At 69.6% G+C, this 14,669-nt stretch carries 13 protein-coding genes and 1 tRNA gene; 8 read left to right on the top strand and 6 right to left on the bottom strand.

The annotated features are described in order from the left end of the window. Positions 1-53: 53 nt before the first annotated feature. The 4 genes from ACFQV6_RS09680 to ACFQV6_RS09665 are packed head-to-tail and all read right to left on the bottom strand — an operon-like array spanning position 54 to position 3,995. Positions 54-704, bottom strand: a complete 651-nt coding sequence (locus ACFQV6_RS09680) for an aminodeoxychorismate/anthranilate synthase component II (protein ID WP_378027037.1) — start codon at positions 702-704, stop codon at positions 54-56. Positions 705-708: 4 nt separating this feature from the next. Further along, positions 709-1,002 (bottom strand): hypothetical protein, encoded by a 294-nt coding sequence (locus tag ACFQV6_RS09675; RefSeq protein WP_378027036.1) that lies wholly within the window; start codon positions 1,000-1,002, stop codon positions 709-711. 3 nt (positions 1,003-1,005) lie between these two features. Beyond that, the gene (locus ACFQV6_RS09670) at positions 1,006-3,222 is read right to left on the bottom strand and encodes a class E sortase (protein ID WP_378027035.1); all 2,217 of its coding nucleotides are present in this window, start codon (positions 3,220-3,222) and stop codon (positions 1,006-1,008) included. Continuing rightward, positions 3,222-3,995 (bottom strand): DUF881 domain-containing protein, encoded by a 774-nt coding sequence (locus tag ACFQV6_RS09665; protein WP_378027238.1) that lies wholly within the window; start codon positions 3,993-3,995, stop codon positions 3,222-3,224. Before ACFQV6_RS09665 ends, ACFQV6_RS09670 begins: the two co-directional genes overlap by 1 nt. Before the next feature lie 230 nt (positions 3,996-4,225). Between ACFQV6_RS09665 and ACFQV6_RS09660 the strand changes: the two genes are divergently transcribed. From ACFQV6_RS09660 to ACFQV6_RS09630, 7 genes are all read left to right on the top strand, one after another. Continuing rightward, the gene (locus tag ACFQV6_RS09660; protein WP_378027034.1) at positions 4,226-4,492 is read left to right on the top strand and encodes a cell division protein CrgA; all 267 of its coding nucleotides are present in this window, start codon (positions 4,226-4,228) and stop codon (positions 4,490-4,492) included. A 209-nt stretch (positions 4,493-4,701) separates the two neighbouring features. Beyond that, the gene (locus ACFQV6_RS09655) at positions 4,702-6,897 is read left to right on the top strand and encodes a (Fe-S)-binding protein (RefSeq protein ID WP_378027033.1); all 2,196 of its coding nucleotides are present in this window, start codon (positions 4,702-4,704) and stop codon (positions 6,895-6,897) included. 135 nt (positions 6,898-7,032) lie between these two features. Beyond that, positions 7,033-8,367 (top strand): hemolysin family protein, encoded by a 1,335-nt coding sequence (locus tag ACFQV6_RS09650; protein WP_378027032.1) that lies wholly within the window; start codon positions 7,033-7,035, stop codon positions 8,365-8,367. After that, complete coding sequence (locus ACFQV6_RS09645; RefSeq protein WP_378027031.1) at positions 8,360-9,400, top strand: hemolysin family protein; 1,041 nt, start codon at positions 8,360-8,362, stop codon at positions 9,398-9,400. Before ACFQV6_RS09650 ends, ACFQV6_RS09645 begins: the two co-directional genes overlap by 8 nt. Positions 9,401-9,608: 208 nt before the next feature. Beyond that, positions 9,609-10,559, top strand: a complete 951-nt coding sequence (locus tag ACFQV6_RS09640) for a LamG-like jellyroll fold domain-containing protein (RefSeq protein WP_378027030.1) — start codon at positions 9,609-9,611, stop codon at positions 10,557-10,559. A 32-nt stretch (positions 10,560-10,591) separates the two neighbouring features. Further along, positions 10,592-11,557: a metalloregulator ArsR/SmtB family transcription factor gene (locus ACFQV6_RS09635; protein WP_378027029.1), complete on the top strand. Its 966-nt coding sequence runs from the start codon at positions 10,592-10,594 to the stop codon at positions 11,555-11,557. Beyond that, complete coding sequence (locus ACFQV6_RS09630) at positions 11,554-12,156, top strand: dihydrofolate reductase family protein (RefSeq protein WP_378027028.1); 603 nt, start codon at positions 11,554-11,556, stop codon at positions 12,154-12,156. Before ACFQV6_RS09635 ends, ACFQV6_RS09630 begins: the two co-directional genes overlap by 4 nt. A gap of 162 nt (positions 12,157-12,318) precedes the next feature. Here the strand turns inward: ACFQV6_RS09630 and ACFQV6_RS09625 are convergent, their stop codons facing one another. Continuing rightward, positions 12,319-13,641 (bottom strand): DUF418 domain-containing protein, encoded by a 1,323-nt coding sequence (locus ACFQV6_RS09625; protein WP_378027027.1) that lies wholly within the window; start codon positions 13,639-13,641, stop codon positions 12,319-12,321. A gap of 147 nt (positions 13,642-13,788) precedes the next feature. Between ACFQV6_RS09625 and ACFQV6_RS09620 the strand changes: the two genes are divergently transcribed. Continuing rightward, positions 13,789-14,406, top strand: a complete 618-nt coding sequence (locus ACFQV6_RS09620) for a TetR/AcrR family transcriptional regulator (RefSeq protein ID WP_378027026.1) — start codon at positions 13,789-13,791, stop codon at positions 14,404-14,406. Between the two features lie 181 nt (positions 14,407-14,587). Here the strand turns inward: ACFQV6_RS09620 and ACFQV6_RS09615 are convergent. Beyond that, a tRNA-Gly gene (locus ACFQV6_RS09615) sits at positions 14,588-14,661 on the bottom strand. Positions 14,662-14,669: the final 8 nt, after the last annotated feature.

Below are 14,669 nucleotides of genomic sequence, written 5' to 3'. Positions count from 1 at the left end.
GTAGCCCTCTCGGGTTACCGGCCTTCTTCGTTCTGTCAGCCTTGAACGCCTGCTCAGACCGTGGCGAATGCGGAGCGGCGGCGGGCTTCGACCTCGGCGGCCAGCGGCGGGGCCTTCTCCAGCGCCGACGGCAGGCCGCACGACGCCAGCCAGTTCGCCAGCATGGTGTGACCGCCCTCGGTCAGCACCGACTCCGGGTGGAACTGCACACCCTCGATCGGAAGGTCGCGGTGGCGCATCGCCATGACCACACCCGATTCGGTACGGCCGGTCACCTCGATCTCGGCCGGCAGCGTCTCCGGGAGCACAGCCAGTGAGTGGTACCGGGTCGCCGTGAACGGCTCGGGCAGCCCGGCCAGCACACCCGCACCCTGGTGATGCACCTCGGACGTCTTGCCGTGCAGCAGCTCCGGAGCCCGGGTCACGGTCGCGCCGAAAGCCGCGCCGATCGCCTGGTGACCGAGGCAGACGCCGAACATCGGGATCTTCCCGGCGTACTCCTTGATCACGTCCATCATGATCCCGGCGCGGGTCGGCTCGCCCGGACCGGGGGAGAGCAGGATGCCGGCCGCACCGAAGCCGCCCACGTCGGCGACCGAGATCTCGTCGTTGCGCCGCACCTCGCACCGCGCGCCGAGCTGCTCCAGGTACTGCACGAGGTTGAAGACGAACGAGTCGTAGTTGTCGATCACGAGAATGCGCACGTCATCACCTGCTGGGACTGGGCTCGGGATGGTTGGAGGTCACGCTGTAGGGGATCTCGTCGGGGGCGCCGGCGTCCGGGTCGTCGCCCGGGATGCCCGCGTCGCCGGGGATGCCGGAGTCCGAGTCGACCTGCTCGGTGCCCGCCTCGACCTGGACGTCGTCGAACGGCAGCAGGGGTGTCGCCCACGGGAAGACGACATACCAGAGGAGTGCGCCGATCGCCGTGACCAGCACCAGGGACGTGGTGACCTTGTGCCAGAGGGCACCCGGGAGCTTGCGCCAGATCCACCCGTACATCGGCTACGCCTTCATCTCCGCCGGCATGCCGGCGTCGGCCAGCGTCGGGTCGCGCGGCACCGTCTGAACCAGTTCCGCGTGCACGATCAGCCGCTCGTAGTTGTTGAACTTCGGGTTGCACGTGGTGAGCGTGAGCAGCGCCTTCGTCGGTTTCGCCCGGGGCTTGCCGGGAACCGGGGCGACCACCTCGACCTGGTTCGGCTTCACCACCTCCGACTTGTAGACGTGGTAGACGTACCAGCTGTCGCGGGTCTCCACGCCGATCACGTCACCGGTCGTGAGCTCGTCGAGCCGCCAGAAGATCTTCTTGATCCGGTGGCCGGCGACCGAGAAGTTGCCGATGTCGCCGGGCTTCGCGGAGTCCGGGTAGTGGCCGGGGGCGTACCGGATGTCGTCGGGCTGCACGCCGTCGACGACCACCCACTTCTTGTCGAACTTCGGGATGTAGAGGCGCCCGACCAGCCCGTCCTTCGGTGCCGCCGGAGCCTTGACGTTGTTGCTGGGTGTCGGCGCCACGGTCGGGTCGTTCCAGGCCTGATCCAGCTCCTGGTCGAGGTTGTCCTGCTCGGACTGCACCTTGGCCGAGTTCCCGAAGACCTGGTAGCCCGCGAAGAGAAGCACCACCAGACCGAAAGTGATCATCACTTCGCCCGAGGTGCGGATGCCGGTCCGCAGCCGCGAGGCGATCGTCGGGCGGGTCAGCTCCGAGTAGACGCTCTTGTAGCCCTCGTCGGTCTGCTCCGGGCGGAGCTTGACCACCCGCTCACCCCGCTTCGGCTCGACGGGCTCCGCGGGCTCGGCCGCGGCGTCGTCGTCAGAGCCGCCGGGCCGGGCCGCGGGCGCAGGGGAGACCGAGGCCGCGCCCAGTGCGGCCTCGGGGCCGGCTGCGTCGCGGGCGGCCTGGGCGGCCCCGCCGGGCGGTAGCGCGGTGAGCTTGCCGGGCAGGGGGGCGCCCTGCGGCAACGCGGGGAGCAAGCCGGTGGGAGCGTCGATGGTACGGATGACAGCAGTCGGACTGGGGTCATTCGTCGGCGCGGTGACGGGCGGCTGCTGCCCGTAGCCGGGGGTGAGTGCCGGGCTGCCGCCGTTCGCCGGGCTGACCGATGGTGCCCAGCCGTTCGGCGCGGGGTTCGCGGCCGGTGCCGGTGCCAGACCCGGGTGGAGTGCCGCACTGTGGGGCGCTGCCGGGTTGTGAGGCGCTGCCGGGGTCGCGGGCGGGCGGGTCGGGCTCGCGGTCGGCAGCCAGGCTGTGGTGCTGCTGTCCGTGGGCGGCGCCACCGTGGGGTGCCAGCCGTTCGTCTCGGCGCCGGGGCGTGGCACCGAAGCCGTTCCGTTCGCTCGTTGAGGTGCGTTCGCGTCCCAGCCGCGGGGCATCGGCGGCGTAGCGGCGCTGCCGTGCCGGCCGGTCGGCTCTGCTGCGGCGGGTGCCCCTGAGGCCCAGCCGGACCCGCCGGCCGGTGCGCTCGCGCGGGAGGCCGGGGGCCAGGCGGGAGCGGGCGGCTCCTCGGGCGCGCGCCGGTCCGGCGCTGACGGCCATCCCGAGGTGGCCTGAGGCGCGCCGATCTGGGCGGTGACCGATGGATCCGTCGACGAACTTCCCTGCCAGCCGCCCCCACTGTGCGGCGCGACCGGCTCGGAGTGGGCTGCCGCTCCGCGTGCCGGTTGCGGGTTCGGCGGCGGCTGAGTGGCCACGAAGGGCTGAGGAGCCACGAGCGGCTGAGCGGCCGTGAAGGGCTGAGCGGCCGCGAGCGGCTGCGGGGTGACCGGACTGCCATTACCGCGGTTTTCGCCCGCGAACGGCGCTCCTGTGCCGCTGCCCGAGGCTGCGTGAGGCGCCGCGGAGAAACGATCAGGCTGAGGCGTCATCGGCAGGCCGGCAGCCGGTGCCGCCGGCTGGCTCACCTGCGGCGCGATCGGCTGGCCGGTGGGTGGCGCGATCGGCAGGCCGGCGGGCGGCGCCATCGGCTGGCTCACCTGCGGCGCGATCGGCTGGCCGGCGGGCGGTGCCATCGGCTGGCTCGCGGGCGGTGCCGCGGCGGGCCGGGGTGGGCGTGGGTCGACGTTGCCGCCGAGGCCGACCGGGGGTGCCAGTGGGCCGCCGGGGACACCGTCGGGTGAGGTGTCGGTGATCCGGGGGATGAAGGCGGTCTGCGCGTCGCCGTCGGGAGCGCGGTGGCGGCCCTTGCCGGGCGGGCTGGCGGGGTGCTCGGGGGGAACCATCACTGGGCAGCCTGCGCCGATCGGAGGTCGGTCGATCCGTCGTACGCCCGCACTGTCACGTTCTTCTCCACCTTTTCCGTGTAACCGAGCCCGAAGTCGGCGACGGCCTCGCGGAACTGCCTGACTCCCTCTGACGACCCCAACGCTTGACGCATGGTTGTGGGTTCGCCGATCGCGGTGATCTTGAAGGGGGGTGAGAAGACCTGGCCGTGAAGGAGCAGCGTGTTGCCGACACAGCGTACCGCGCTCGTGGAGATCACGCGGACATCCATGATCGTCATAGCCTCCGCTCCACCAGCCCAGAGTCCGTTGACGACCGCCTGGACGTCACCCTGATGCACCACGAGATCGTCATTGTCCGGTGCGTTCTCGCCGAAGTCGGTTCCCCGTCGCGGCGAGTCGTTGAGTGTCACCGTGAGGCCAGGCCCGTGCAGTGCCGTGAAGCCGGCGGGCTCGCGCAGGGCGTCCGCGTGCTGCCGCGCGCTCATTACCGGCTGGTCCACCTCGGCCAGCCGGGCGGTCTCGTCGTCCACGTCGTCCAGAAGCTCGGCAGCCCGCTTTTCACTGGCGGTGAGGCGTTCCCGCTTCTCAGTGATCAATTGGGTCAGTTGCGGACGGCGGTCATCGCGCAGTGCCGTACCGTCTGCGGTTGTCGCGGAGGTGGTGAAGAGCAGACCCGCCGCCAAAGCGATCAGCGGAACCCCCGCTGACCAGATTGTTATGTGCTGGTTTCGGCGTGGCCGAAGGCCGCGTGCGGCACGGCGCAGCACCATCCGCCAGGAGGCCCCACCGGCGCCGTCGTCCACGTCGCCTCCCCCTCGAAAGACCACCGAGCCCCCTCAACACCCGACGCGGGAGTATTTTCCTGCCCCGGCGGGTGCCTGTCTCCGCATCGACTTGACTACGCTAGCTGTCGAACAGTATTCGCCACGGGCAGCATTCGGGGATCCCGGAGCCGCTCAGCGGTGGGTTGTTCACCACTTGTTGCCCTCAGGAGAGCACCGTGCCGAAGTCTCAGGTTCGCAAGAAGAAGGTCTACACCCCGCCGTCGGACATCAGCCCGGCGGTGAGTGCGGCTGCGTCGAAGAAGCCGAGTCCGATCTGGCTGCCAGTCACCGCGGTGAGCCTGATCGTCATCGGCATCGGGTGGCTGGTCGTCTATTACCTCTCGTCACAGCAGTGGCCGGTCGAGAGCTGGCGCTACTGGAACCTGGCTGTCGGGTTCGGTTGCATGGTCGCCTCGCTGGGTCTGCTGTCCCGCTGGCGCTGACGATCCGCTGGGCCCTCTGTCCCCGCTGGCGCTGACAACACGTATCCGCATCCCGCGGATACGTGAAAATCGTCGGAAGTGAGCGCACCCCCGTTCGGCGTGGGGTGCGCTTTGGCCTGGGGCGCATCCTTGACCTACGGCGCGCGCTCGTCTATTACTCGTGGGTAACATGGTCTGGCGCACCGCCGGACCGAGGAGGCACAACGCAGATGGGCATCGCGCAGATCGTCGCCACCGTCTTAGCCGGGGCGGTCACGGTGGTGGCCGTCTACCTCGCGGTCCGCGCCGTCCTCACGATCACGGCAGTGATCCGTCAGGGACAGCCGGACCCGGCACGCTTCACCGAGCCGAAGACCCGGACCAGAACCATGCTGGTGGAGACCGTGGGTCACACCAGGATGTTGAAGTGGAGCGCGATCGGCGCCGCCCACTGGTTCGTGATGGTCTCGTTCGTCATCCTGTCGCTGCTGGTGCTCGAGGCGTACTTCGAGGTCGTCGACCCCGAGGCCGGCCTCCCGATCATCGGGCACTGGACGATCTTCGGCCTGGTCACCGAGTGGATCGGGATCCTGGGCCTGATCGGCATCCTCTACCTGATCTACCGACGGCAGCGGGACAAGCCGGGCAGCACGAAGCGGAGCCGGTTCCTCGGCTCGACCATGTGGCAGGCGTACTTCGTCGAGGCCGTCATCGTCGGCGTGCTGATCTTCGGCTTCCTGATCCGCGGCTTCAAGGTCGCCACGGACCACTTCGAGTACCCGGTGTGGGCGACCCCGCTCAGCCACGCGATCGGCTCCGTGCTGCCGGCCTGGGAGGACGGTGGCACCTGGGCCGCCCTTATCAAGATCTTCATCTCGATGGCCTGGCTGATCACCATCTCGCTGAACCCGACGATGGGTGTGGCCTGGCACCGCTTCCTGGCCTTCTTCAACATCTACTTCAAGCGCAGCCCGGAGAAGCCGGCCGGTTCCGGCCTCGGCGCGCTGAAGCCGATGATGAGCGGGGGCAAGCCGCTCGACTTCGAGGAGGCCGACCCGGAGAAGGACCAGTTCGGCGTCGCCCAGGTCGAGCAGTTCACCTGGAAGGGACTGCTGGACTTCTCCACCTGTACGGAGTGCGGCCGGTGCCAGTCGCAGTGTCCGGCCTGGAACACCGCCAAGCCGCTCTCCCCGAAACTTCTCGTGCTGTCGCTGCGGGATCACGCGTACGCGAAAGCCCCTTATCTTCTGGCCGGCGGCGGCAAAGATCTGATGGGCGAGGAGAAGGGGACCGAGGCGCAGCTCGCCGGCGTCGACGTCCTCGCGATGGCCGAGTCCGAGCGCCCGCTGATCGGCGGCGTCGACGAGAACGGCATCATCGACCCGGACGTGCTCTGGTCCTGCACCACCTGCGGCGCCTGCGTCGAGCAGTGCCCGGTCGACATCGAGCACATCGACCACATCGTCGACATGCGCCGCTACCAGGTGCTCATCGAGTCGAGTTTCCCCTCCGAGGCCGGCGTCATGCTGCGCAACCTGGAGAACAAGGGCAACCCGTGGGGCGCGCCGCAGAACACCCGCGAGGACTGGACCAAGGGCCTGCCCTTCGAGGTGCCGCGGGTCGGCGAGGTCGAGGACTTCGACTACCTGTTCTGGGTCGGCTGCGCCGGCGCCTTCGAGGACCGGGCCAAGAAGACCACCCGCGCGGTGGCCACGCTGCTGAACGAGGCCGGCGTCAACTACGCCATCCTCGGTGAGGGCGAGACCTGCTCGGGTGACCCGGCCCGCCGGATCGGCAACGAGTTCATCTATCAGATGCTCGCTCAGCAGAATGTCGAGACGTTGCAGGAGGCCGGGGTCAAAAAGATCGTCGCGACCTGCCCGCACTGTTTCAACACGCTGGGCAACGAGTACGAGCAGCTCGGCCTCAAGGTCGAGGTGGTGCACCACACCCAGCTGCTGGCCCACCTGGTCGCCACCGGCAAGCTGACGCCGGTGCAGCCTGTCGACGGCGGCGTCACCTACCACGACCCCTGCTACCTGGGCCGGCACAACCGCGTCTTCGAGGCGCCGCGCGAGGTGCTCGGCTCGGCTCTTGGAGGCGCAGCCGGAAAGAGCCAGGACAGCACCGGGATCGAGTCCGGTGGCCGCGCCAGCGGCTTGATCGAGATGCCGCGCAACCAGGAGCGGTCGTTCTGCTGCGGTGCCGGCGGCGCCCGGATGTGGATGGAGGAGCGCATCGGCAAGCGGATCAACGTCGAGCGCACCGAGGAGGCCCTCGCGACCGGCGCGAAGACGATCGCCGTGGGCTGCCCGTTCTGCTACACGATGATCGGCGACGGGGTGACCGGCAAGGGCAAGCAGGAAGAGGTCGAGGTCGTCGACGTCGCGACCGTGCTGCTCAGATCACTCAAGCAGGAAGCCTGACGGATTTGAGGTGACGGCCGCGAGCGTGATGCTCGCGGCCGTCGCCGTTTCAGCGGCAAGTGTTGTCCTTGTCACGGGTGTGGTTGGTGCCGATCGGCCCGAATCCGGCACAATGATGGCCGAGGTGAAGCGATCATGGACGGCCTGTTCCTGACCGCGGTGCTCCCGCTGGTGGCCTTTGTGCTGCTCACGGCTGGCAACGCGTTCTTCGTGGCCGCCGAGTTCGGGCTGGTCACCGTCGATAGAGCGGAGATCGAGCAACGCGCGACAGCCGGTGACCGCAGAGCCCGGACCGTCCGTAACGCCCTGCACGGCCTGTCTTTCCAGCTCTCCGGTGCGCAGCTGGGCATCACGCTCACCGCGCTGCTCACCGGTTACCTGGCCGAGCCGGCCCTGTCCGAGCTCTTCATCCCCGTCGTGGAGCCACTCGCCGGGTCGCGTACCGAAACCGTCACCCACGTGTGCGCTCTGGTCGTGGCGACCCTGGTCTCGATGCTCTTCGGTGAGCTCGTGCCGAAGAACGCCGCGCTGGCCCGCCCGATGCGTGTGGCGCTGGCAACCGCCGCCCCGCTGCGCGGCTTCTCGATCCTCTTCAAATGGCTGATCGCCGCGCTCAACGGCACGGCGAACTGGCTGGTCCGCCGCCTCGGTATCGAACCGCAGGAGGAGCTGGCCAGCGCCCGCTCCCCGGAGGAACTCGGCCTGCTCGCGGCGATCAGCGCCCGGGCCGGCGCGCTGCCCAACGAGACCGCGACCCTGCTGCGCCGCACCATCCGGTTCGGCGAGAAACGCGCGGCCAAGGCGATGACCCCGCGCGTCGACGTGGTCGGCCTCAAGACCACCGCGAGCGCCGCGGACCTGATCACGGTGGCGCGGGAGACCGGCCACACCCGCTTTCCGGTGTACGAGGACACGCTCGACGTCGTGACCGGGGTGGTCGGGGTCAACGAGGCGCTGGGTGTCCCGCCCGAGCGCCGAGCCGCGACCCGGGTCTCCACGCTCGCCAAGGAACCGGTCTACGTTCCGGAGAGCCTCAGCCTCGACAAGGTGCTGGCCGCCCTGCGCGCCGCCGGCGCCGACCTGGCGATCGTGGTCGACGAGTACGGCGGAACCGACGGCGTCGTGACGGTCGAGGACCTGATCGAGGAGCTGGTCGGTGAGATCGCCGACGAGCACGACATCGACCTCGACGAGATCGGCAGCCAGGAGGTGACCGCGCCGGGCGGGGAGAAGACCTTCCTGACCGACGGCCTGCTGCGCGAGGACGAGGTGCTCGAGCAGACCGGATTCCAACTGCCCGAAGGCCCGTACGAGACTCTTGCCGGTTTTCTCCTCGCCCGCCTCGGCCACATCCCGGTGGTCGGCGAGTCGCTCGAGGAGCAGGGGTGGGAGTTCACCGTGATGGAGGTCGACCGGCACCGCATCGAGCAGGTGCGTGTGGTCGCGCCGCCGGAGCCCGCCGATGACTGAGCTGCTGTTCGTCGCCGTACTCCTGATCGGCAACGGCCTCTTCGTCGGCGGCGAGTTCGCTCTGATCGCGTCCCGGCGTACCGCGCTGGAACCGCTCGCCGAGACCTCCAAGGCGGCCCGCTGGGCGCTCTCCGCGATGAGCCAGATCCCGCTGATGATCGCCGGAGCGCAGCTCGGTATCACGATCTGCACGCTGGTCCTCGGCGCGATCGCCGAGCCCACGATCGCGCACCTGCTGGAGGACCCGTTCGCCGCGACCGGGCTGCCGGACAACGCGGTGCACCCGGTCGCCTTCGTCGTCGCGCTGATGATCGTGACCTTCCTGCACACCGTGATCGGCGAGATGGTCCCGAAGAACATCACGCTGGCCGGCCCGGAACGCTCGGCGCTCATCCTCGGCCCGTTCATGCTGGCGTTCTGCACCGCGACCAAGCCCCTGCTGACCGCGATGCGCTGGGCATCCGGCCTCATCCTCGGCCTCTGGAAGATCGAAACCACCGACGCGGTCAAGACCGTCTTCACCGCCGAGGAACTCGCCGGCATGGTCACCCAGGCGCGCAGCGAGGGTCTGCTCGGCTCCGAGCAGTACGCGCGCATCCACGCCGCGCTCGGCCTCAACAACCGCACCGCCGCCGACACGCTCCTGCCCTGGTCGCGGGTCACGACGGTGGCCGCCGACGTCTCGCCGGCGACCTTGGAATCGGTGGCGACCCGCAGCGGCCGGTCACGCTTTCCGGTGGTCCAGCGCGACACCCGGCGGGTGCTGGGCTTCGTGCACATCAAGGACGTTCTCGGGTACGGGGCAACGCAGCGCCGCCTTCCGATAACACCTGAGGTGATCCGCCCCCTGGCGGTGGTGTCGCCGGAGCGGAGCCTGGCCGATCTGCTGCTGACGATGCGCCGGGATCGGCTGCACATCGTGCTGGTCAGCGATGGGCGGCGGCCGCTCGGGGTGATCACGCTGGATGACGTGCTGCATGCGGTGGTGGGGGAGTCGGCCGGGGCGGCGGAGGCGGTGGTCCGGGCGCGCTGATCGCCCGGTTCGGCATCTTGCGTTCGCCGGTTCGGCTGTCTCGGGTTCGCTTCCCTGTTCGGCTTCTGCGGTTCCGCTTCCCTGTTCGGCCTCGGCGGTTCCGCTTCCCCGGTTCGGCGTCGGCGGTTCGGCCGAACGCGTTCGGGTGCATTTGGTGTTGACCGGTGTTTCATTTGGGTAGTCAAGTGGTAATCCGGACAATATCCCCATGCTTCACTCTCGGCGGCGCGTCGTATCGGTAGGCGCCCTGTCAGCAACCCTCGTTCTGGGCAGTGCCCTCCTCTTCGCCGGTCACGCCCCCGCCGCTCCGGCCGGCCCGCGCGCCTCGGGTGGTGTCCGGACGCCGCCCGTTGCCGGTGTCCTCGACAACCTCGGCGACTCCTCCCGGCCCGCTTCCTCCCTGCCTGCCCCTTCTCGGACCTCGGCGGGTAGAGCCGTCTCCCGGCCCGTGCCGCCGGGGGCCGTCCCCCGGCCTGTGTCGCCGGATCCGATCGGGGTGGCGGGTGGACCGGTGACCGTTCGGTACACGTTCGACGCCGGGGTGCGCCGCCCGATCGTGGACGTCGACGGGCGCCACCTCCTCCGGCCGCTCGGGCAGAATGGCGGCCGGCTGCGTCTCGTACCCCAGCGTGGTGGTCTGGCAGTTGCCTATCCCGACCGATGCGCCCTGCCGAGGGAGCGCGACTGCCCCCGCGCGATCCTCGAAGGCATCCGTGACGACAACCTCAACCCCGGCCGGCGCCCCCTGCGCTACGGCGCCTCCGTCCTGATGACCCACGGCGACCTGGCCGACGGCGCGAACGTGGTTCAGAAGGGGTACTCCGTCGGTGGGATGAGCCAGTTCAAGCTCCAGGTCGACCACCGGCAGGGCCATCCCAGCTGCGTCATCGCCGGTCAGCGGGCCCGCATCTACCGCGCCGAGCCCTGGATCGACGTGGCCGACGGCACCTGGCACGCGCTGGAGTGCTACCGCACCCCGAACCGCCTCTTCATGATCGTCGACGGTCGGCCACGCGCCTCGGTGCCGGTGCCTCCTGTGCTCGCGATCGCGAACACCGAGCCGCTGCGCATCGGCGGCAAGGGTCTGGCCCAGGGCAACGACCAGTTCGCCGGCGCCATCGACGACGTCTTCGTCAGGATCGGGGAAACTATTCCTTGACAGGAATATTCTTCTAGAAGAATGATTGCGGCATGGACGTACTCCTTGCCGCACTGGCCGATCCCGCTCGGTGGCGGCTCGTGGCACTACTGGCCGAGCGGCCCCGTTCCGTCGGGGTCCTCGCCCAGCTGGCGGAGGCGCGTCAGCCCCAGACGACCAAGCACCTACAGGCCCTGGAGCGGGCGGGCGTCGTCGTCTCGCATCGCACCGGGCAGCGCCGCATCTACGAGCTCCAGCCCACCGTCCTGCGTGATCTCGCCACCGAGCTGCTCCGGCTGGCCGACGGTGCGGACCAGGCGCAGGCCTTCCACCTCTACCGGGACAACCTCCACGCGGAGCGGTCGGCTGCGCACGAGCCGGGCTGGGCAGACGGCCGGTCGTTCACCTTCGTCAGGTCGGTGGGCGTGCCGCCCGAGCAGCTCTGGCCCCACCTGACCGACCCGGCCCTGCTCGCCCGCTGGTGGGCGCCCGACGACCTCCGCGTCTCCGAGTTCACCTTCGAGGCACGACCCGGCGGCCGCATCGTCCAGGAATACCGCGACGTCGACGACCTCGACGGCTCCGACACGATCGTCGGCCGTGCCGAGGGCGTCGTCGATGAAATCCGAGCCGCCGAGCACCTTGTTTACCGGTTGTCTCCGCTGCTCCCGGGCGGTGGTGCTGCCTTCACCGCTCACGTCGAGCTTGATCTCCGGCCGACCGCTACCGGGACAGACCTCGAAGTCCTCTACCGCGTTACCAACAGCACCGTCGACTCGGCCGACTTCATCGCGGGCATCGAGATCGGGTTCGGGCAGAGCCTCGACAAGCTCATTGCCACTCTTCCGGCTGGCGCTTCTCCGGCCGCTGCTCGTTCGGCCGCTGCTTTTCCGGCCGGCACTGTCCCGTCCGCTGCTTTTCCGTCCGCTGCTTTTCCGGCCGCCGCCGCTGACACCCTCGCGGCTCCCGCCGCTGACACCCTCGCGGCTCCCGCCGCTGACACCAGGAGTCCGAAGTGACAACGCAGACCGCCGCCCGCAGGATCGTCACCAACATGACCCTCTCCCTTGACGGGCGTTACGCCCGCCAGGAGAACCCGATCGACATGAGTTGGGTCATGCCCTACGCCGTCTCCGACGTGGCCCGCGACCACCTGACCAGCCTCTGGGAACCGGCCACCACCGCACTGCTCGGCCGGGTCAACGCCGAAGGTTTCCTCGGCTTCTGGCCCACCGTCATCGGTATGGAGGGCGCCGACCCCCGCGACGAGGCCTTCGCCAAGTGGCTGGTCGACGTCGACAAGACGGTCCTCTCCTCCACCCTCGACTCGGCGCCGTGGGAGCGGACGACCGTCCTGAACAAGCCTGCCCCCGAAGTCGCCGACGACCTCAAGTCCACGCCGGGTGGCGACATCCTCGTCCTCTCCAGCGCCAGCGTCATCAAGCCCCTGCTGGCCGCCGACAAGGTCGACCGCCTCTCCTTGATGGTTCTGCCGCTGTTCCTGGGCGCCGGGCCCCGCCTCTTCGACGACGGCCTGCCCGCTGCCAACTGGACCCTGACCAGGAAGGTTGTTGGTGACGGCGGCGAGCTCTCCCTCACCTACGACCGCGCCCGCTGACCGACTGTCGCTCGGCGCTTGCCGCAGCTTGCTGCTGCTTGCCGCTCGCCGCCGCTCGCCGCTCGCCGCCGCTCGCCGCCGCTTGCCGCTTGCCGCTGCTTGCCGCTTTTGCCGGGCCGCCGAGGGCGACGGCACCGGGTGCGCGGCGTTGCGGGTGGTGGTCTACCGGATGTTCGGCTCGTGGGGCGAGGCGGATCGACGAGTGGTGTACGTCAGCCGGCGGAGCAGTTGCTCGGCCGGCCCGCGCCATCCGGCCCGGCGCATCAGGTCGGCCAGCAGCACGGTTGTCAGCCAGGTGCCGAGCGCCAGCGCGGATGCTCCGGCGTCGCCGAGGCGCCCGCCCAGTCCGAGGGTGAACGGTGCGAAGAACGCTACGAAGATGACGGACTGGAGCAGATAGCAGGTGAGGGACCGCTGCCCACAGGCGGCCAGAGCTGTGGTGACCGGTCCGGCGGCCGGCGCTGTGCTCACCGGTCGGGCGGCCGGCGGGGTAATCACCGGTCGGGCGGCCAGCGGGGTGGTCACTCGTCCGGCGGCCGGCGGGGTGGTCACTCGTCCGGGCGTGTCGGCGGCGCGGTGTGCGAGAAGGTCGGCCATTGCGGCGTAGGCGAGCCCGCCGGCGATGCCGGTCACGCTGTGCACTGAATAAGCCAGCAGTGCGGCACCCGTCGTCCAATCCGTCCAAACCCCTGAGTCGATCAGGGCCAGCGGAGCACCGCCGAGGATCGTGATGGCGAGTCCGGCCGCCGCGACCCGCGCCAGCAGGGCCCGGTGACGGCCGGGCTCGTCGAGCAGCCGGCGCCGGGCCGCCCAGATGCCGAGCAGGAACGGGGTGACGATGTCCAGGGCCAGCATCGGTCCGAGCCCGGCCCAGACCGCCAACCGCTGGCCGACCGCCTCGACCGGTGACTCGACGCTGGTGGGCAGCGGCGGCGACCCCTCGGTGATGATGGCCCACGCCGGCAGCATGGCAAGCGCGGCGAACACCAGGATCCACAGGCCGGCGACCCAGAGCAGCACCCGGTCGCGGGCCCGCACCATGCCCACCAGGATCAGCGCCAGCAGCCCGTAGGTGACCAGGATGTCGCCGAAGAACAACAGCAGCGCGTGGGCGAAGCCGAATGCGATCAGCCAGAGGCTGCGGCGGCGCAACAGGCGGCGTACGTCCGGCCATCCGGCTCCGGCCGCGAGCTGCCTGTTGGCCAGCTGGACCAGTCCGTAGCCGAAGAGCGCGGCGAACATCGGCAGCGCGCGGGCGTCGACCAGGAGCACCTGAAGGCCGGCGACGACCCGGTCGATCGGGCCGCCGGTCAGGTCGTAGCCGCGAAAGCCGGTGGGGTGGCCGTACAGATACATGTGCGCGTGGGCCAACGCGATGAGCAGTAGCATCGCTCCGCGGGCAAGGTCGGGTGCGAGCGATCTGGCGGGCAGACCGACGGCGGCGCCGAGCGGACCGGCGGCGGGCTCGATGACAAGTCTGGGCACCTGACACCCCGTTTCTCGGAGTTGGACATTGATTGAGGCGCGGCAGAATGGCCGGAAGGCCGGCGGCGTACCCGGTCGTTTAGCTACGCAAGCGTATCTAACCTTGCGCATTTTAGATACGCAAGCGTTTCTTAGACTGGAGCCGTCTTGAGCGAAGAGCCGCAGGTCCCGACACCGCGACGCTCCCGGCGCCGGGGAGACGATCTGATCCAGGCCATCCACGCCGCGGTTCTCGCCGAGGTGGCCGAGGTGGGGGTCGGCGGGCTCACCATGGAGGGCATAGCCAAGCGCGCGGCGACCGCGAAATCGTCGCTGTACCGGCGCTGGCCGGCGCCCCGAGACCTGCTGTTGGACGCGCTCTACGAGGCGCATCCCCAGGAGCTGCCGTCGCCGGGCGCCGACGATCTGCGCGGCGACCTGATCCAAGCGCTGAGGCAGCTCATCGCCTGGATGATCGCACCAGCTGGGATCGCCGTCAGGGCTGTCATGGCCGAACGGCAACGCCATCCGGAACTGGTCGAGGCGCTGTACGACCGAGTCTTCGACGCCCGTGGCGGCACCTTCACCGACACGGTGCTGCGCCATTACGCCGCGCAGGGGCAGATCGACCCTGACCTGATAACGCCGGTGGTGCGTGACATCGGGGAGGCCCTGGTGTTCAAGCACGTCACGGACGCCAACGACCTGCCGGACGACGAGAAGCTCGCCGCGATCGTCGACCAGGCAATCCTGCCGGCGATCGGCATCCTCCCCGACCGCAAATAGCCGACAGAGCGGTGAAGGCCGCGCGGAGAGCCGCTCAACAGCAGTTCTCCGTCCGCGCCGGGCAGCCGGCGACCTGGCGAACGTATGCGGTCACCGCACTAATGGCCCATCCCTGTTTCAGCATGGCCTAGAACGACGGAAGCCCTGGCGGACCATCGGTCCTGACCAGGGCTTCCGTTCGTGGAGCGGGTGACGGGAATCGAACCCGCACTGTCAGCTTGGGAAGCTGATGTTCTGCCATTGAACTACACCCGCAAGCGGCC

The sequence above is a fragment of the Actinoplanes sp. GCM10030250 genome (genome assembly GCF_042666575.1).
In the GTDB taxonomy this organism is placed as follows: Bacteria; Actinomycetota; Actinomycetes; order Mycobacteriales; family Micromonosporaceae; genus Actinoplanes.
This window is presented reverse-complemented; position numbering and strand designations above follow the sequence as displayed.